We start from the raw sequence: 18,447 nt of genomic DNA on the forward strand, positions 1-18,447 counted from the left end.
GATGGTGACTTTTCGTGCTCTTGGGCCGTTCGAAGCGATTTCCGATGGCGAGACGCTCGACCTGGGCGGCCAGCGGCAACAGGCCGTGCTCGCCCGGTTGCTCGTGGCCGGAGGGCGCGCCGTACCGGTGAGCGTGCTGATCGACGAGCTGTGGCCCGGCGAGCCGCCCGCCCAGGCGTTGTCCACGATCCAGGGGTACGTCTCCCGGCTGCGGCGGGCGCTCGAACCGAACCGCGCGCCGCGCGAGGAGGCAGGCGTCCTGGTGTCGGCCCCGCCCGGCTACGCGCTGCGGGCGGCCGTCGAGGACGTGGACTCCTGGTGCTTCGAGCATCTGGTCAAGAGCGACCACGAGGGCCCGGCGGCGACGCTGGAGCGGATGGAGACGGCCCTCGCCCTGTGGCGCGGGCCCGCGCTCGCCGGGTTCCAGGAGCTGGCCTGGGCGCAGGCCGAGGCCACGCGGCTGGACGAGCTACGCCTGCTCGCCGTGGAGCGCCGCGCGGACGCCGCGCTGCGGCTGGGCCGCACCGGCCCGATGATCCCCGACCTGGAGGCGCACGCGTCGGCGCACCCGCTGCGGGAGGAGGCCTGGCGGCTGCTCGCGCTCGCGCTCTACCGCGCCGGGCGGCAGGGTGACGCGCTCGGCGCGCTGCGGCGGGCCAGGGAGGCGCTGCGCGACGAGCTCGGGCTCGACCTCGGCCCCACCTTGCAGCGGCTCGAGCAGGACATCCTCGTCCAGGCCGAGCATCTGGACGCCCCCGACCCGGCCGTGGGAGGGTCTTCGATCGGGGCCTCGGAGGTCGCGCCGTCCACGCCGTCCGCGCCGTCCGTGCCTGAGGGGGCGGCCGCCCGCGCGGCGGCCCTGCGCGTGCTGATCGCCGATGACCAGGCGCTGGTGCGCACCGGTCTCAAGGTGATCCTCGACAGCGAGCCGGGGCTCGACCTCGTCGGGGAGGCGGAGAACGGCGAGCAGGCGATCGCGCTCGTCCAGTCGGTGCGGCCCGACGTGGTGCTCATGGACATCCAGATGCCGCGCCTGGACGGCCTGGCGGCGGCCCGGCGGATCCTCGCGGCGGAGGCGCCGCCGAAGGTGATCATGATGACCACCTTCGGCACCGACGAGAACCTCTACGCCGCGCTGCGGGCCGGCGTGAGCGGCTTCGTACTGAAGACCTCCGCCCCCGAGCAGCTCATCGCGGCGATCCGGGCCGCCGTCGCGGGCGACGCGCTGCTCGACCCGGCGGTCACCACGCACCTCATCGCGGCCTTCGCCGGGCGGCGCGACCCGGCGGCGCCGGAGGGCCTGTCCGACTCCGACATCGACCTGATCAAGCTCGTCGCCCGGGGCTTCACCAACCGGCAGATCGCGATGACGCTCGCCGTGCCGGAACAGGAGGTCGCTGACGAGGTCACGGCGCTGCTGCGCGGCCTCGGCCTGGTCGACCGGGCCCAGCTCGTGGTCCTGGCGTACGAAAGAGGGCTGGTCAGCCCCGGGTCACCCGGCGCCTGACCCTTATCGTCGCTTTGACGACAACTAATCGGACACCTTAGGGTGGGGACCGTGGCTCAACTGCGTATCGCTCTCGCCCAGACCAATCCGGTCGTCGGTGACATCGCCGGCAACGCCGACATGCTCGTCGAGTGGACCCGCAGGGCCGCCGAGCGCGGCGCGCACCTCGTGGTGTTCCCCGAGATGTTCCTGACCGGATACCCCGCCGAGGACCTGGTGCTCCGGTCGTCGTTCGTGGAGGCGTCGATCACGGCGCTGTCGAAGGCGGCCACGCGACTCGCCGACGAAGGGCTCGGCGATCTCCCCGTCGTGGTGGGCTACCTCGACCGGGCCGACCTCGCCCCGCGCGTGGGACAGCCCAAGGGCGCCCCGCTCGACGCGGTCGCCCTGCTCCACGAGGGCCGGATCGTGACGAAGTCGGCCAAGCACCACCTGCCGAACTACGGGGTGTTCGACGAGTACCGCTACTTCGTGCGCGGCGACCGCCTGCCGATCTTCCGCCTGCACGGCGTGGACGTCGCCGTGGCCGTGTGCGAGGACCTGTGGCAGGACGGCGGCCCCGTCTCGGTGGTCGCCGAGGCCGGCGCCGGTCTGCTCGTCGTCCCCAACGGCTCGCCGTACGAGACGAACAAGGACGACGTGCGGCTGGAGCTGTGCGCGCGGCGGGCCCGCGAGGCGGGCTGCGCGCTCGCCTACGTGAACATGGTCGGCGGCCAGGACGAGCTGGTCTTCGACGGCGACTCGCTCATCGTGGACGCCTCCGGCGAACTGGTCGCCCGCGCGCCGCAGTTCGAGGAGGACCTGTTCGTCACCGACCTGGAGCTCCCGGAGGGCACGGGCGAGCTCGGCGAGTCGCGCCACGACGCCCACGACGGCACGGTCATCACGGTCGAGCGGGTGCTGCTGTCGGCCGCGCCGGTCGAGCCGTACGAGCCGGAGACGCCGGTCGTCGCCGAGCGGCTGGACGACCTGGCGGAGATCTACAACGCGCTCGTGCTCGGCGTGCGCGACTACGTGCGCAAGAACGGTTTCCGGTCGGTCATCCTCGGCCTGTCCGGCGGCATCGACTCCGCCCTGACCGCCACGATCGCCGCCGACGCCGTCGGGCCGGAGCGGGTCCACGTGGTGCTGATGCCCTCGCGCTACTCCTCGGACCACTCGATCACCGACGCGGAGGAGCTGGTGCGCCGCCAGGGGCTCAACTCCCAGGTCGTCCCGATCGCCGACATCGTCTCGGCGTTCGAGAAGGAGATCGAGCTGCACGGCCTGGCGGCCGAGAACCTGCAGGCCCGCGTGCGCGGCATGCTGCTGATGAGCCTGTCGAACGAGCACGGCCACCTGGTGCTGACCACCGGCAACAAGAGCGAGCTGGCCACCGGCTACTCCACCCTGTACGGCGACTCGGCGGGCGGGTTCGCGCCGATCAAGGACGTGCTCAAGAGCGTGGTCTGGAAGCTCTCGGAGTGGCGCAACGCCCAGCCCGGGCAGCCCCCGATCCCGGAGAACTCGATCACCAAGGAGCCGAGCGCGGAGCTGCGTCCCGACCAGCGCGACACCGACTCGCTCCCGCCGTACGAGGTGCTCGACCGGCTGCTGCGCGACTACGTCGAGCGGGACATGGGCCGTGACGAGCTGGTCGCGGCCGGGCACGACCCCGAGCTCGTCACACAGATCATCCGCCTGGTGGACCTGGCCGAGTACAAGCGCCGCCAGTACCCGCCGGGCCCGAAGATCACGCCCAAGAACTTCGGCCGCGACCGCCGCCTGCCCATCACCACCCGCTGGCGCGAGCGCCTCTAGGCCCGCACGTCGCGGATCCGCAGCAGCAGCCAGGCGCCGAGCAGCGCGGCGGCGGCCCAGGCGGCCGCCACGCCGAGGCCCTCCCACGGGCCGATCGGAAGGTCGTCCAGGTGCGTGGTCGTCTGGATCGCGAGCCCGGCGTTCGCCGGCGCGGCCTGCCAGAGCAGCCGGCGCAGGCCCGGATCGCCGATCATGAGCGGGACGAGCGGCAGCACGTACAGCAGGCCGCACACCACGCCGGCGGCGGTCGCGGAGTCGCGCAGGACGGTGGCGGCGCCGAGGCTGAGCAGGGCGATCAGCGCGAGGTAGAGCACCGTGCCCGCCGCCGCGCGCAGCGTCGGGCCGTCGGACAGGGACGGCGGCGGGTGGCCGTCGGCGGCCGTGAACCCGTTGCCCGGCAGGATGAGCCGCGCGGCCAGCACCGACGCGAGCACCGCGACCGTCCCGGCGGCCAGGGTCAGGCCGGTGAGGACGGCGGCCTTCGCGGCCAGGACCCGGCCCCGGCGCGGCACCGCCGCGAACGTCGTGGCGATCATGCCGGTGCCGTACTCCCCGCTGACCGCGAGTACGGCCAGGACGGCCACGGCCGCCTGACCCGCCTGGACCCCGGCGAGGCCGAGCCGGGCGACGTCCTGGTCGCAGCCCGTCTCCGGGCAGGACACGGTCGCGGCCACGGCGGCGCTCGCCGCGGCGGTGAGCACGACGACGGCGGACAGCAGCCAGGCCGTGCCCGGGGCGGTGCGCGTCTTGGTCCACTCCGCGTGCAGTTCGCGTCTCATGCGTCCCCCCTGCTCATGCGTCCCTCCTGCTCGTGCGTACGACGGCCAGGACGGCGGCGAGCGCCGCGTAGCCGCAGAGCACGGCGAGCCCGGCCAGGGGCGGCAGCGGATAGTAGCCGCCCTGGGGGCTGTAGTAGCCGAGCACCTGCGCGTACTCCGGCACGCTCTGCTGCGCCGCGAACCCGGCCGCCGGAGTGAGCCGCAGCAGCCACTGCGCCACGCCCAGGGGCAGGACCGAGGCGGTCGCGAGGATGTGGGGCACCACGACGAGCCCGACGACGGCGGTGACCGCCGCGGCGCCGCGCCGCAGCAGGACGCCGCAGGCGAGGGCGAGGACCGCGACGGCCGCCGTCAGCATCGCGGCACCGGCCACGACCCGCAGTTCGGTGAGCGTGCTCACCGGGAGGACGGCGTTGCCGTTCGCCCGCAGGATGCCCGCGCCGACGGGAACGGTGACGCCGGCGGCGGCCAGGCCGGCCGCGAAGGCCACCGCGCCGACGACCAGCGCCTTGGCCGCGACCACCCGGCCCCGCCGGGGGGCGGCCAGGAAAGTGGTGCGGATCAGGCCCCGCCGCTGTTCCGCGGTGACGAACGACACCGCCACCACGATCACCGCGATCAGCCCGGCGACCAGGCCCGTGAGCGTGCTCTCGATCCGCGTGCCTTCCGCGCTCGGCGCGATGTCGCCGACGCCGGTGATCGTGAACGTGCCGCCGGCCTCGGCGAACCGGCCCGGATGGTGGGGTGTCCTGCCGTCGGCCTCGTACGCCACGCCGACGTCGTCGTGGCTCCACGTGCCGCCCGCCCGGCCCTCCACCCGCACCTGGTCGAAGACGGCGGTCGCCTCGGTGAACCGGACCTGGACGGACGCCCCGCCCAGGTCGCCTCTGCTCACCGTCAGGTCTCCGGGAGAGGCGACGAACATCCCGGCCTCCACCGTGGCGGGCAGCGCGGCCGGACGGGCCGTGCCGACCACGGTCCACCGCCTGCCGTCCACCGACTCGTAGCCGGTCAGGGTGCCGCCCGACCGGGTCAGCCGCAGCCAGCGCGGCGATCCCGGCGAGACGCCGCCCGGCGTGCCCGCGACGTCCCCGGTGAAGTCGTGCTGCATCCGCACGCCGTGCCGGGCGGTGACCATGACCGCGGCGTACGACGCGCCCTGGCGGACGCCGTCCTTGACCATGATTCCGGCCTTGGCCCACGGCACGACCCCGGCCACGACCCTGCGCGTCCCGGGGACGGCGTCGGGGAGCCTGATCTGCCCGGTCATGGAGTTCACCCGCACGGTGAGCGAGCCGTCGCCGTCCAGCCGGCGGTGGACGAAGAAGAAGCGGTCGCTCACCGCCTCACCGCCCGGGCCGGCCGTGAGCGTGCAGGCGGTCTCGACGCCGTTCATGCCGCAGGAGGCGTGGCTGCCCGACGCGGACAGCAGCCCCAGCGCCACGACGAGCGTCACGGCGACGGCCATGCCGGCCACCCAGCCGCGTACGGTCCTGAACTTGGTCCATTCGGCGCGCACCAGGCGCCGGAAGCCGTCGCGCCCGCCCGTCCTGTGGTCCGTCATGAGGTCGCCGTCTCGTCTCCGGGGGCCGTGGCGCGGAACTCGACCGCGTCCCGGGTCAGCTCCATGTACGCCTCCTCCAGCGACGCGCGGTGCGCGGCCACCTCGGAGAACGGCACGTCGTTCGCGCCGAGCAGGGCGACGATCCGCTCGGCCGCCAGCCCGAAGACGGTGAGCGTGTCGCGGTCCTGGACGGCCACCCTGGCGCCGGCGCGGGCCAGCACCTCCATCGCCTCGGGACGCGCGGTCGTGCGCAGCGTGACCCGCCCGTCGGAGGCGGCGGCGATCAGACCGGCGACGCTCGTGTCCGCCACCACCCGACCCCGGCCCGCCACCACGAGGTGGTCGGCCATGTCCTGCATCTCGCTCATCAGGTGGCTGGACACCAGCACCGCCCGTCCCTCGGCGGCCAGTGCCCGCAGCAGGCCGCGGATCCACACGATGCCCTCCGGGTCGAGGCCGTTGACCGGCTCGTCCAGCATGAGGACGGGCGGATCCCCGAGCAGCGCGGCGGCGATGCCGAGACGCTGCCGCATGCCGAGCGAGAACCCGCCCGCCCTGCGCCGTGCCACGGCCCCCAGCCCCACCTGGTCGATCACCTCGTCGACCCGCCGCGCGCCCAGCCCCTGCGAGTGGGCCAGCCACAGCAGGTGGTTGCGCGCCGTACGGGACGGCTGCAGCGCGGCGGCGTCCAGCAGGGCGCCGACCTGGCGCAGCGGAGCCCGCAGGCTCCGGTACGGCCGGCCGCCGATCAGCGCGGAGCCCTCGTCGGCCGTGTCCAGGCCGAGGATCACCCGCATCGTGGTGGACTTGCCCGCGCCGTTGGGCCCGACGAAGCCGGTGACCCGCCCCGGCAGCACGGTGAAGGACATCCCGTCCAGCGCCAGTGTGCGGCCGTAGCGCTTGCGCAACCCGATGACTTCGATGGTGGCGTGCATGCCCGGCAGGTTAGGCGGCGGCGGAAAGGCAGGGCGTCACGGCACGGAGCCATCTTCGCCGTCCCCGGCGTGAGGGACCTTCCATCCCTCTTGTGAGGGATGTCCGGAAAGGGAATGCCTGGGACAATGACCTCCCGTGGAGCGAGCGGACAGCCGGAGGGACATGCGGGGGCGGGCCCCGCGCACGCGGACATCCGCACTCCGCATGCGTGGCCGGGCATATGGCCGGGCGTCCGTCCTCCGTGCGTATGGCCGGACGTCCGTCCTCCGTGCGTATGGCCGGACGTCCGTCCTCCGTGCGTATGGTTGGACGTCCGTCCTCCGTGCCTCGCACGCGCCCGTCGTGCTGGGCGTGCTCGCGGCCCTGCTCGCGCTGGCCGAGTCGGTCGCGCACGCCCGCGGCGCGACGCCGTTGCCCGCGTTCGGGCACGGCGCGATGCCGCCGCCAGTGTTCGGGCACGGCGTGACCGTGCCGGTGGGCACGGCCGCGGGCTCGACGATCACACCGCCCGCCGGTCCGGGCGCCGATCCCGCCGGGGCCTCGCTGCGTCTGGTCGCGTTCGCCCTGCTCGGCCTGGCCACCACGCTGCCGGCCGTGTTCCTGCCGGCCCAGCCGGCCGCCGCCGTGGTCGTCTGCGCGGCGGGCCTGCTGTCGCTCACGGCCTTCCGGACGCTCACCGTGGCGGGCGCGGCCGTCGTGGTGGTCTGCGTCTACCGGCTCGGTCGTACCGGAGCGCGGTGGCTCGGCCTCTCACTCGCCGCACCGTACGTCGTGGCGGCGCTGCTCGGCCTGCCCGCCTGGCCGCTGCCCCGCGGCATGGAGACGCTCGTCCCGGTCGAGGGTGAGACGCGCGTCCTCGTCCTGCTGCTGGCCTGCACCGCCCCGGCGGCGGCCCTGGCCGGAGTCGCCCGGCGGGCCGCGGGCGAGGCCGCGGACAACCTGGCCGCCCGGCAGGTCATCGCCGGCGCCCTGCTGGAGCACACCGCGCGCGGCGAGCGGGCACGCATCGCCCGGGAACTGCACGACGTGGTCGCCCACCACATCTCCATGGTCGCCGTGCAGGCGGAGACGGCCCGTGTCGCCGTGCCGGGCATGCCGTCCGCGGGGGCGGAGCGGTTGCGGGCGATCGGCGACACCGCCCGTGCGGCGCTGACCGAGATGCGGCGCCTGCTCGGCGTGCTGCGCGAGGACGCCCGGGAACGGGCGGCGGACCTGCGCCCGCAGCCCGGCATCCGGCTGGCCGAGCTGAACGCGCTGCTCGACGAGGCGCGCGACGCCGCGGGAACGGCCGTCCGGCTCGTTCTCAGCGGTTCCCCTGCCGTGCTCGACCCCGGGGTCGAACTCGCCGCCTATCGCATCGTCCAGGAGGCGCTCACCAACGCCCGGCGGCACGCGCCGGGCGCCGCCGTCGACGTGGAGCTGCGCTACACCCGCGACGCGCTGCGGCTGCGCGTACGGGACAACGGCCCCGGCATCCCGCTCTCCCCCGGCGCCACGACCGGCACCGGCGTACCGGGAGGTGGAGGCGTGTCCGGCGGTGGCGGCACATGGGGAGGCGCGGGCATGTCCGGGGGCGCGGCCGGTCACGGACTGGCCGGGATGCGGGAGCGGGCCGCCGCCGTCGGCGGCGACCTGCGCATCGGCTCCGCGCCCGGCGGCGGATTCGTCGTGGAGGCGCGGCTCCCCCGCCTCCCGGGTGCCGATGATTCCCGGGCTTCCGGCACCCCTGATGGCCCTCCCCGCCACAGTCCTCCCCACCACTGGGGTCCTGCCGCACCCGCCGACCCCGTGGGAGGGCACCTGTGACCGGCGCCGCGCCGATCCGCGTCGTCGTCGCCGACGACCATCTGGTCGTCCGCACCGGCTTCGCCGAACTGCTGGGCAGCCAGCCGGATTTCTCCGTCGTCGCGACCGCGGCCGACGGAGCGCAGGCCGTCGGGGTGTGCCGGGAACTGCGCCCCGACGTCGTCGTCATGGACATCCGCATGCCGGTCATGGACGGCATCGAGGCCACCCGGCGGCTCGCCGGCTCAGGAACACGGGTCCTCATCCTGACGACCTTCGACCTGGACGAGTACGTCTACGACGCGCTGCGCGCCGGGGCCGGCGGCTTCCTGCTCAAGGACGTCACCGCCGAGCGCCTCTTCGACGCGGTCCGCGTCGTGGCGGCGGGCGATGCGCTGCTGGCTCCCGCGATCACCCGCCGCCTCATCGGCGAGTTCGCCCGGCTGCGGCCGATGCCCGAGCCCGCCGTCCCGGCCGCGCTCACTCCACGCGAGACGCAGGTGCTGCGGCTGATGGCCGAGGGGCTGTCCAACTCGGAGATAGCCGCCCGGTTGACCGTCACCGAGGAGACGGTCAAGACCCACGTGAGCCGGGTGCTGGGCAAGCTCGGGCTGCGCGACCGGACCCAGGCCGTCGTCATGGCGTACGAGACCGGGCTGGTCGTGCCCCGCTCCACGGGTTCTCCGGGACGACAGGGCCCCGGGCCCCAGGGACCGAGCTTGGCTGACCCCGCCTGACTGGTCCCGCTGACCTGGCCCCGCCTGACTTGGCCGCGTCTGAGCCGGCCGTCCCGTCCTCAGCGGGATCGATGGAAATTGGGCCTTGCCCGTGTCGCGCCGCGGAACTACGCTCCGGCTAATTCTTAGGAAACTTTCCTAACGATTAATGGAGGCCGGATGCGCCGAACAGCCGTTTTCCTTGTGACACTCCTGCTGATGTCCGCTCTCGCCGTACCGGCTCGGGCCGCCACCGGCCTCACCGCCGTCTTCACGCTCACCGGCACCCAGGGCAAGTTCGTCGTCACCAACTCCGGCTCCACGGCCGTCACCGGCTGGTCGATCCAGTTCGACCTGCCGGCCGGCGTCACGGCGAGCAACCCGCAGAACGCGACCATCAGCCAGAGCGGGACGAAGGTCAGGCTCACCCCCGCCTACTACATCAACACGATCCGGGCGGGCGGCACGACCGAACCGTACAGCCCCTCCTTCACGCTGAGCGCCGCCGCCCAGCCGGCCAACTGCACGATCAACGGCGCCAACTGCGACGGGACCGGCGACCCGCCTCCCCCGCCCGCGCCGCTGACCGCGACCTTCACCGGCAGCGGGACGCAGGGGAAGTTCGTGGTGAACAACAACTCCGACACGGCGTTGAACGGCTGGTCGATCGTGTTCGAGCTGCCGGCCGGGGTGACCGCGAGCAATGCCCAGAACGGCACGCTGAACCAGAGCGGGCGGCAGGTCACCCTCACCCCGGCCTTCTACAACACCACCATCGCGGCGCACGGGTCGACGGAGCCGTACAGCCCCTCCTTCACGCTCAGCGCGGCGGCCGAGCCGGCGAGCTGCCGGGTCAACGACGTCAGGTGCGACGGCTCGGCCGACACTCCGCCGGGTGCGCCGTCGAACCTGCGCGCCACCGCCAAGACCACCAAGACGGCGATGCTGGCCTGGGACGCCGCGACCCCCGGCAGCCTGCCCGTCACCACCTATGAGGTGTACAACGGCTCGGCGCTCGCGGCCACGGTGACCGGGACGAGCGCCACGATCACCGGGCTGACGCCGAAGACCACGTACACGTTCACGGTCAAGGCCAAGGACCGCAAGGGCAACCCGTCACCGGCGAGCGGCGCCCTCACGGTCACGACCAACGACCCCGCCGACGACACCCAGCCGCCCACGGTTCCGGCCGGTCTGCGCAGCACCGCCAAGGACGCCACCAGCGTCTCGCTCGCCTGGACGGCCTCCACCGACAACAAGGGCGTGGCGGCCTACGACGTGTACACCGGGAACGACCTGGCGACCACGGTGACCAGCACCACGGCCAAGGTCACGGGCCTGTCGCCGTCCACCGAGTACACCTTCATGGTGCGGGCACGCGACCTGTACGACAACGTGTCGGCCGCGAGCGATCCGGTGAAGGTGAGCACGGCCGACATCGTCGGGAACGGCTACGCCCGGGTCGGCTACTTCGTCCAGTGGGGCATCTACGGCAGGCAGTATTTCGTGCGCAACCTCGAAACGACCGGCGCGGCGGCGAAGCTGACCCACCTCAACTACGCCTTCGCCAACATCGACCCGGTCAACCTGACCTGCCTCAACGGCGTGACCAAGGGAACCACGTCCAACCCGCAGGACCCGAGCCAGGGCGACGGCGCGGGTGACGCGGACGCCGACTACGGGCGGCCGATGAGCGCCGCGCAGTCGGTCGACGGCGTCGGCGACACCGGCTGGGAGAATCTGCGCGGCAACTACAACCAGCTGCGCAAGCTCAAGGCGAAGCACCCGGACCTCAAGGTGCTCATCTCGATCGGCGGCTGGACGTACTCGAAGTACTTCTCCGACGTCGCGGCCACCGACGCGTCGCGCAAGAAGTTCGTCAGCTCCTGCATCGACATGTACATCAAGGGCAACCTGCCCGTCTACAACAGCGCGGGCGGCCCGGGCAGCGCCGCCGGGATCTTCGACGGCATCGACCTCGACTGGGAGTGGCCCGGCGCCGAAGGCCACGCCGGCAACCACGTCAGCCCGAACGACAAGGCGAACAACACCGCGCTGATCGCCGAGTTCCGCCGGCAGCTCGACGCGCTGGGAGCCACGACGGGCAAGTACTACCTGCTCAGCGCGTTCACCCCGGCCGACCCGGCGAAGATCGCCTCCGGCTGGGACCTGCCCCAGGTGGCCAAGTATCTCGACGTGTTCAACATCCAGGGCTACGACTTCCACGGCTCGGGCAGCGACAACTCGTGGGAGCCGAACCGGACCGGGCACCAGGGCAACCTCTACACCGACGTCGACGACCCCTACTCGTTCCACTTCAGCGTGGAGAACGCGGTGAACGCCTACCTGCAGGCGGGGGTGAACCCGCGCAAGCTCACGATCGGCCTGGCGTTCTACGGACGCGGCTGGCAGGGCGTGACCGACGGCGGGAAGGGCGGCGAGTGGCAGCAGGCCAACGGCGCGGCGCCCGGCCAGTTCCAGGAGGAGGCCGGCACCCGGGGCTACTCCAACCTGGTGGCGAGCGTGCCGAACTGCACGGTCAGCCATGACGAGCAGGCGGTCGCGACCTCCTGCTACACGGGCAACGGCGGCCAGTGGTGGAGCTTCGACGACGCCTGGTCGATCGGGCGCAAGGCGGCCTGGCTGCGGAGCAAGGGCCTGCTCGGGGCGATGATCTGGGAGATGTCCGGCGACACCGGCACCCTGATGGGCGCGCTCGACGCGGGCCTGAAATGAGAACGCCGTGACCGGTGCCGGGCAGGCGTCCGGCACCGGTCACGGGGTCGATGGGGACGGGGTCATCGGGTGCGGCCTCGCCGGCAGACGGCCGCCCGCCCTCTCCTCCGTTCCCGCCAGTGGTACCCGGCTCCCTCCAGAACGCCCAGCACGGTACGCCGCTCCGGGCGCAGCCCGACCGCAGGGCTCCCGCGAGGAGCCCGCGGTCACGACGGCGTCGGAGGTGAAGGGCCGTATCACGGCCTGGGCGTGGAGAGCCGGGTCACAGCTCGGGGGTGGAGGGACGGGTCACGGCTCGGAGGGGCGGGGGCGGAAGCCCTTGAGCGCCTCATCGACGATCCGCTCGGGAAGGCCGGCATGGGAGTCGCCGGGGTGCGACCACTTCGTGAGCCAGATCACCGCCCCGCTGAGGAGCGCGAGCGCCATGTCGATGTCGAGGTCCGCGCGCAGTTCCCCGGTCTCCATGCCCCGCCGCAGGACCGCTGCGACCACCGCCCTGCGCGGCTCCACGGCCAGCTCGCGGAACCGCTCCGCCAGGCGGGGATGCCGCTCGGAGTCGCTCATGGCGATGTTCATGATGCAACGGGTGCGGTGGTGGAGGGCCTCCTCCTGGATCACCCGGAGGTAGGTCACCAGGTCGTCCCGCACGGTTCCGCCCTGTGGCAGCGGGATCGGCGGCTTGAGCGTCGCCAGGGCGTCCACCACCAGGTCTTCCTTGTTGGACCACCTGCGGTAGATCGTGGTCTTCCCGACACCGGCGCGGCTGGCGATCGACTCGATGGACAGCTCCGACACCCCGATGCCCTCACCGAGCAGTTCGAGAGTGGCCTCGATGATCGACCGTTCCGCCTTCTCGCTGCGCGGGCGGCCCGCCGGGCGGGCCACCCCCTCAGCCGTCTGCTGCGTCTTCATGACGAGTTCACCGCAACCTCCGGAGGAAGCCCGGTCCTTCAGGGCCGGGAGGAAGCCGGACCACGTCAGGGGTGGCCCGGCGAAGCCGGGACAGCCCAAAGCCCGAAGCGCTCACGACCTTGCTCCTTTCGCCGACCAAGCGAACAAAGTGACAGTAAAATCCGAACATGCGTACGGCGTACAAGGTGCGGGTCTACCCCACCCCCGAACAGGCAGCGGTGCTGAACCGCACGTTCGGCTGCGTACGCCTGGTCTGGAACATAGTCCTCGCATGGCGGCAGGCCCGCTACCACGCCGAGGGTGCCACAACCTCCTACGCGCGGACCGACCGGTACCTGACCGAGCTGAAACGCGACGGCGGCCACGACTTCCTGTACGAGGTCTCCAGTGTCCCCCTGCAGCAGGCGTTGCGCCACCAGCACACTGCGTTCGCGAACTTCTTCGCCGGACGCGCCCGCTCCCCACGCTACAAGTCCCGCCACGGCCGCCAGTCCGCCACCTACACCCGCTCGGCGTTCCGCTGGCGCGACGGCCGACTGTGGCTGGCGAAGATGAACGACCCGATCGCGTTTGCGTGGTCCTGGCCCGAGGTCGACCCCGCCACGATCAACCCGACCACGGTGACCGTCTCCCGCGACAGCGACGGCCGCTGGTACGCCTCCCTCGCTGTGGAGACCGCGACCGGACCCGAGCCGGTGCCCGCCACCGGCGGCCAGGTCGGCATCGACCTCGGCGTGACCCACTTCGCCGTCCTGTCCACCGGAGACAAAATCCCCAACCCGCGCCATCTGGAGCGCAAGGCCAAAAACCTGGCCCGCTACCAGCGCCGGATGGCCCGAAAACAGCGCGGCAGCAGCAACCGGGCCAAGGCCAGGGCGAAGGTCGCCCGCGCCCACACCAAGGTCCGGGACGCACGCGCCGACTTCCTGCACCGCACCTCCACCCGGCTGGTCCGCGACCACGATCTGATCGTGATCGAAGACCTCAACGTGCGCGGCATGGTCCGTAACCGTTCCCTGGCGCGGGCCATCTCCGACTGTGGCTGGGGGGAGTTCCGCCGCCAGCTCGAATACAAAACCCAGCGGCACGGCCGCCGCCTGGTCGTGATCGACCGCTGGTACCCCTCGTCCAAGACCTGCTCGGCGTGCGGACACCTGCTCGCCGCACTCTCCCTGTCCACCCGGCACTGGACGTGCCCGGGCTGCGGCACCCGGCACGACCGGGACGTCAACGCCGCCAAGAACATCCTGGCCGCTGGTCGAGCGGTGTCTGCCTGTGGAGCTGACGTGAGTCCGCAAGGGTCCTCCCTTCGGCGGTCGGCGGTGAAGCAGGAAACCAAGCCCGTGAGGGATGGACTCCCCCGCCCTTAGGCGGGGAAGGAAGTCAAACTACCGCTGCTTCCTTTTCGGTCTCAGCCTTGATGACCGCGGCGTCGACCGAAGCAGCCTTGCCCGGCATCCAGCGGGCCACCACGAGGGTGCCGACGAGGGCGACGAAGGCCGAGCCGAGGGCCGCCCAGTGGATGCCGGTGACGAACGCGGCGTTCGCGGCGTCGAGCAGGCTCGCGCCCCGCGGGCCCAGGTGCCCGGCGACGCCGGCCGCGCCCGAGATGGACTCGGTCACGACGTGGCGGAGCTGCTCCGGCAGAGCGGCGACCTTGCCCTCCATGTCGCTGCGGTAGCTGGCGGACAGGATCGCGCCCAGGATGGCGATGCCCAGCGTGCCGCCGACCTGACGGACGACGTTGCTCATCGAGGAGCCCACACCGGCCTTCTCACGCGGCAGCGCGTTCATGATGGCCGTGGTCGCCGGGGGCATGATGTTGGCCATCGCGGCGCCCTGGACGAAGCCGAGGGCCAGCAGCATCCAGATCGGGGTGTCCACCTGCACGAAGGCGTAGGACGTCAGGGCCAGCGTGATGACGAGCATGGCCACCGTGCCGACGGCCCGGGCGCCGTACTTCTGCACCATGCGCGCGCTCTGCGGCGCGAAGATCAGCTGAGCGGCCGCGAACGGCAGCACGAGCGCCCCCGACTGCAGCGGCGAGTAGTTCCGGACGATCTGCCAGTAGAAGGCCAGGAAGAACATCACGCCCATGGCCGCGAAGAACACGAGGCCGACGGTGGCGATCGCCGTGGAGAAGCCGGCGTTGCGGAAGTTCCGCACGTCGAACGCGGGGTGGTCGATCCGGCTCTCGTACCAGACGAACGCGGCGAGGATCGCGAGACCCAGCAGCGACGGCACGATGACCGAGACGTCGGCGACGGTGCCGAGATCGCTGATCCGGACGATGCCGTAGACGAGGCTGATCAGGCCGAGGATGGACAGCAGCACGCCGACCGGGTCGAGGCCGGCCTTGTTGGGGTCCTTCGAGTCGGGCACGATCGTGGCGATCAGCACGAGGCCGACAAGCACGATGGGCACGTTGACGAGGAAGACCGAGCCCCACCAGAAGTGCTCGAGCAGCAGGCCCCCCGTGATCGGGCCGATCGCCACGGCGATGCCGACGCCGCCGGCCCAGATGCCGATCGCCTTGCCCCGCTCGTGGATCGGGAAGACGTTCGAGATGATCGCCAGCGTGGCCGGCATGATGGCGGCGCCGCCCAGGCCCATCAGGGCCCTCGCCGCGATGAGCTGCATCGGGTCCTGCGCGTACGCGCTGGCCAGGGAGGCCAGGCCGAACAGGACCATGCCGACCATGAGCATCCGCTTACGCCCGTAGCGGTCGCCCAGCACCCCGAAGGTGAACAGCAGGCCGGCGAACACCAGCGTGTAGGAGTTCATCGCCCATTCGAGCTCGCTCTGGGTCGCGCCCAGCCCGTGGACGGGATCGGCGATCGTCTTGATCGCCACGTTGAGGATGGTGTTGTCGAGGACGACGGCCAGCAGGCTGAACACCATCACGCCGAGGACCTGCCATCGGCGTGGGTGACCTGTATGAGCTTCTGGACGAGCTTCCACGGATTCCCCCATGATTTCGATACGGTTGTGTTTCGCAACGCAAGCGTAGCGCTACTTCATTCCGATACGCAACGGGACCGTTTCATAATCCGGGCGGTACCGCCGTATCCGCTGGTCAGCTGGACAAAATCGCTCGGCCGAGGCGCCGGGCCGCGCACCGCCCGCCTCCGATGCACCTGCATCCCGGCACGCCACGGGCCACAGAGCGCCGGGACGCCGTAGCGTCTCGCGCGGCCACCCGGAGCAGGCGGCGGACGCCCTCCGCGCGGCGGCCCCGAGGGACAGCCGCACCCCCTGTACATCCGCGCGGGGGCCGGTTCTATTCCCGGTCCGGGCGGAATCGATTCCCCTGCCCGGTCCTATTCCGCGACGGAGGCGGGCAGGGGCGTCGCGGCGTCCGGCCCGGCCGCCACGTCCGATCCGGTCGCCGCGCCGGAACCGCTCACGCCCTGCGATTCGCTCGCCGTGCCCGATCCGGCCGGGGCGAGGGCAGCGGCCGGGGCCTCGCGCCGTACCAGGGCGACGAGCAGGGCCAGCGCGACGCCGACCGCTCCGGACACGGCGAAGGCCCAGGCGGGGCCGTGGGCGTCCAGGAGCCCGCCGGCGAGGGGACCGGCCAGGGCTCCTCCGATCGTCAGCGACGTGCCGTGCAGGCCCATCGCCTCACCCCGCGCCGCCGCGGGGACGCGCCTGTTGACCGCGTCCACGGTGGACGACAGCGCCGGCGCGCACAGCAGCCCGGCCGGCACCAGCGCCAGGCACAGCCAGCCCCAGCCCCCGCCGACCAGGCCCACGGGCGCGGTCAGCAGCGCCAGGCCGCCCGCGAGCAGCCCGGGCGACAGCCCCCGGGACAGCCCGCCGTACACGAATCCGCCGACGAGCGAGTACGCGCACCACAGCGCGAGGACCAGCCCGGTCCAGGCGGTCGCGCCGTCGGCCTTGAGCATCGCCACGACGCTCAACTCGGTCGTGGTGAGCACGAAGGTCAGCCCGGACACCAGGCAGAGCAGGGCGAGCAGGCCGGGCCGCAGCCACTGCCGCCGGGGGACGGCCCCCGCGGCCTCCTCGGCCTCCTCGGCCGACCGCGTGGGCGGGTTGAGCAGGTACAGCGCCACCCCCGAGCCGGCCAGACCGGCGGCCACGCCGTACATCGTCGCGGTGCTGCCGAACGCCGTCACGCTCGCGACGGCGAGGGCGGGGCCGACCATGTACGACAACTCCACGCCCATCGAGTCGAGGGCGAAGCCGGTCTGGTGGTTCTCCACCGGCACCATCGCGGCCACGCACTGCCGGATGGCCCCGAACACCGGCTGGCTGAACAGCCCGCCGATCAGCGCGCCCGGCAGCAGCACGGCGTACGGCATCGCCGGCGCGGCGCACCACAGGCACAGTTGCACGATGGTCGTCACGGCCATCACCGGCCGCAGCCCGCGCCGGTCGACGAACCGGCCGACGAGCGGCGAGCCGATCGCGGCGCCCGCCATGGAGGCGGTGCCGACCAGACCCGCCTGGAGGAAACCCAGCTTCTGGTCGTTCACCACGTGCAGGGTCAGCGTCATGCCGGTGCCGGTGAGGGGAATTCTCGCGATCATGCCGACCAGCAGCAACGCCCGCACACCCGGCAGGGCGAGCACCCGCCGGTAACGATCAAAAGCCATTGTGGTTCCTTACCTCCGCACGGCATTGTGCCGGGTGCCTCCGACATTCCTGCGGCCGGGTCGCCTCATTCGTCCCTTTGGTCCCACTCGCCGCAGGCCAGGATTACGGCGCCCGTATGGGGGTGTTCCAGCCCATGGCGGCATGCAATGATCTGACTGTCCGGGGACGCCACAGGGGCGCCACGAGGCCTGGAGGTAGCCATGTCCTCTGTTTCCGTTGTGTCCAAGCCCGCCCTCTACGGCGGGGCTGCGGGACGCAGGGTCACCGTCCGCGACATCGCGGCAGCCAAGGAGCGCCACGAGAAGTGGCCGATGGTGACGGCGTACGACGCGATGACCGCGAGGGTGTTCGACGAGGCGGGCATCCCGGTGATGCTCGTGGGCGACTCGGCCGCCATGGTCGTCTACGGCTACGACTCGACGCTGCCCGTCACGGTCGACGACCTCATCCCGCTCACCGCCGCGGTCGTACGCGGCTCGTCGCGGGCGATGGTCGTGGCCGACCTGCCGTTCGGCTCCTACCAGGCCTCACCCCAGCAGGCCCTGGAGACCGCGGCCCGCTTCGTGAAGGAGGCCGGCGCGCACGCCGTCAAGCTGGAGGGCGGCCACCGGGTCCTCCCGCAGGTGGAGATGCTCGTGTCGGCCGGGATTCCGGTCATGGCCCACCTCGGCCTGACCCCCCAGTCGGTCAACGCCTTCGGCGGTTACCGGGTGCAGGGCCGCGGCCAGGCGGGTGACGAGATCATGGCCGACGCCAAGGCGCTCGAGCACGCGGGCGCCTTCGCCGTCGTGCTCGAATGCGTTCCTGCCGACCTCGCCCAGCGGGTCACCACCTCGCTGAGCATCCCCACGATCGGCATCGGGGCGGGGCCGCACACCGACGCGCAGGTCCTCGTCTGGCAGGACCTGATGGGCCTGACCCCGCAGCCCGCGAAGTTCGTGAAGAAGTACTTCGACCTGGCCGGGGAGATGGACCGGGCGATCCGCGCGTACGCCGACGAGGTCGTCTCCGGCGTCTTCCCCAGGCCCGAGCACAGCTACCGCTGACGCCCCGGCGGGCGGCCGCCGCGACGCGCGGCGGCCGCCCGTGACC

At 72.4% G+C, this 18,447-nt stretch carries 13 protein-coding genes; 7 read left to right on the top strand and 6 right to left on the bottom strand.

The features are described 5' to 3' along the window. Window position 1 precedes the first annotated feature (1 nt). The gene (locus Msi02_RS44250; RefSeq protein WP_204046862.1) at window positions 2-1,507 is read left to right on the top strand and encodes a BTAD domain-containing putative transcriptional regulator; all 1,506 of its coding nucleotides are present in this window, start codon (window positions 2-4) and stop codon (window positions 1,505-1,507) included. 51 nt (window positions 1,508-1,558) lie between these two features. Further along, window positions 1,559-3,307 (top strand): NAD+ synthase, encoded by a 1,749-nt coding sequence (locus Msi02_RS02540; RefSeq protein ID WP_079317744.1) that lies wholly within the window; start codon window positions 1,559-1,561, stop codon window positions 3,305-3,307. On the opposite strand, the gene Msi02_RS02545 is transcribed toward Msi02_RS02540, so the two are convergent. From Msi02_RS02545 to Msi02_RS02555, 3 genes are read right to left on the bottom strand one after another with little or no spacing between them, the layout of a single operon-like run. Further along, window positions 3,304-4,086: an ABC transporter permease subunit gene (locus Msi02_RS02545; RefSeq protein ID WP_204046863.1), complete on the bottom strand. Its 783-nt coding sequence runs from the start codon at window positions 4,084-4,086 to the stop codon at window positions 3,304-3,306. The genes Msi02_RS02540 and Msi02_RS02545 overlap by 4 nt on opposite strands. A gap of 13 nt (window positions 4,087-4,099) precedes the next feature. After that, window positions 4,100-5,650: a DUF1349 domain-containing protein gene (locus Msi02_RS02550; protein WP_204046864.1), complete on the bottom strand. Its 1,551-nt coding sequence runs from the start codon at window positions 5,648-5,650 to the stop codon at window positions 4,100-4,102. Next, a complete protein-coding gene (locus Msi02_RS02555; protein ID WP_204046865.1) occupies window positions 5,647-6,585 on the bottom strand; it encodes an ABC transporter ATP-binding protein in 939 nt (312 codons plus the stop codon). Before Msi02_RS02555 ends, Msi02_RS02550 begins: the two co-directional genes overlap by 4 nt. A 343-nt stretch (window positions 6,586-6,928) precedes the next feature. Between Msi02_RS02555 and Msi02_RS02560 the strand changes: the two genes are divergently transcribed. From Msi02_RS02560 to Msi02_RS02570, 3 genes are all read left to right on the top strand, one after another. Further along, window positions 6,929-8,392: a sensor histidine kinase gene (locus Msi02_RS02560; protein ID WP_204046866.1), complete on the top strand. Its 1,464-nt coding sequence runs from the start codon at window positions 6,929-6,931 to the stop codon at window positions 8,390-8,392. After that, window positions 8,389-9,108, top strand: coding sequence for a response regulator (locus tag Msi02_RS02565; protein WP_204046867.1), 720 nt, complete (start codon window positions 8,389-8,391; stop codon window positions 9,106-9,108). Before Msi02_RS02560 ends, Msi02_RS02565 begins: the two co-directional genes overlap by 4 nt. 198 nt (window positions 9,109-9,306) lie before the next feature. Next, a complete protein-coding gene (locus tag Msi02_RS02570) occupies window positions 9,307-11,823 on the top strand; it encodes a glycosyl hydrolase family 18 protein (RefSeq protein ID WP_239108053.1) in 2,517 nt (838 codons plus the stop codon). Window positions 11,824-12,111: 288 nt separating this feature from the next. On the opposite strand, the gene Msi02_RS02575 is transcribed toward Msi02_RS02570, so the two are convergent. Then, complete coding sequence (locus Msi02_RS02575; RefSeq protein WP_204046869.1) at window positions 12,112-12,735, bottom strand: TetR/AcrR family transcriptional regulator; 624 nt, start codon at window positions 12,733-12,735, stop codon at window positions 12,112-12,114. Between the two features lie 167 nt (window positions 12,736-12,902). Between Msi02_RS02575 and Msi02_RS02580 the strand changes: the two genes are divergently transcribed. Continuing rightward, window positions 12,903-14,105 (top strand): RNA-guided endonuclease InsQ/TnpB family protein, encoded by a 1,203-nt coding sequence (locus tag Msi02_RS02580; RefSeq protein WP_204046870.1) that lies wholly within the window; start codon window positions 12,903-12,905, stop codon window positions 14,103-14,105. Between the two features lie 13 nt (window positions 14,106-14,118). Here the strand turns inward: Msi02_RS02580 and Msi02_RS02585 are convergent, their stop codons facing one another. Together Msi02_RS02585 and Msi02_RS02590 are read right to left on the bottom strand one after the other, a co-directional pair. Next, on the bottom strand, window positions 14,119-15,636 hold the full coding sequence (locus tag Msi02_RS02585) for an MFS transporter (RefSeq protein ID WP_079319312.1): 1,518 nt from the start codon (window positions 15,634-15,636) through the stop codon (window positions 14,119-14,121). A 419-nt stretch (window positions 15,637-16,055) separates the two neighbouring features. Continuing rightward, entirely contained in the window at window positions 16,056-17,354 is a 1,299-nt protein-coding gene (locus Msi02_RS02590) for an MFS transporter (protein ID WP_204046872.1), read from the bottom strand. A 201-nt stretch (window positions 17,355-17,555) separates the two neighbouring features. Here Msi02_RS02590 and panB point away from each other — a divergent pair, with 201 nt between their 5' ends. Next, window positions 17,556-18,401: a 3-methyl-2-oxobutanoate hydroxymethyltransferase gene (panB, locus tag Msi02_RS02595; protein WP_079319314.1), complete on the top strand. Its 846-nt coding sequence runs from the start codon at window positions 17,556-17,558 to the stop codon at window positions 18,399-18,401. Window positions 18,402-18,447 lie beyond the last annotated feature (46 nt).

Origin of the sequence: Microbispora siamensis, from assembly GCF_016863095.1 — a bacterium.
Taxonomy (GTDB): domain Bacteria; phylum Actinomycetota; class Actinomycetes; order Streptosporangiales; family Streptosporangiaceae; genus Microbispora; species Microbispora siamensis.

Coding starts and splice junctions, on each gene's coding strand:
- Msi02_RS44250 (WP_204046862.1), top strand. CDS start 2: ATGGTGACTTTTCGTGCTCTTGGGCCGTTCGAAGCGATTTCCGATGGC.
- Msi02_RS02545 (WP_204046863.1), bottom strand. CDS start 4,086: ATGAGACGCGAACTGCACGCGGAGTGGACCAAGACGCGCACCGCCCCG.
- Msi02_RS02550 (WP_204046864.1), bottom strand. CDS start 5,650: ATGACGGACCACAGGACGGGCGGGCGCGACGGCTTCCGGCGCCTGGTG.
- Msi02_RS02555 (WP_204046865.1), bottom strand. CDS start 6,585: ATGCACGCCACCATCGAAGTCATCGGGTTGCGCAAGCGCTACGGCCGC.
- Msi02_RS02570 (WP_239108053.1), top strand. CDS start 9,307: ATGTCCGCTCTCGCCGTACCGGCTCGGGCCGCCACCGGCCTCACCGCC.
- Msi02_RS02575 (WP_204046869.1), bottom strand. CDS start 12,735: ATGAAGACGCAGCAGACGGCTGAGGGGGTGGCCCGCCCGGCGGGCCGC.
- Msi02_RS02580 (WP_204046870.1), top strand. CDS start 12,903: ATGCGTACGGCGTACAAGGTGCGGGTCTACCCCACCCCCGAACAGGCA.
- Msi02_RS02585 (WP_079319312.1), bottom strand. CDS start 15,636: ATGGTGTTCAGCCTGCTGGCCGTCGTCCTCGACAACACCATCCTCAAC.
- Msi02_RS02590 (WP_204046872.1), bottom strand. CDS start 17,354: ATGGCTTTTGATCGTTACCGGCGGGTGCTCGCCCTGCCGGGTGTGCGG.
- panB (WP_079319314.1), top strand. CDS start 17,556: ATGTCCTCTGTTTCCGTTGTGTCCAAGCCCGCCCTCTACGGCGGGGCT.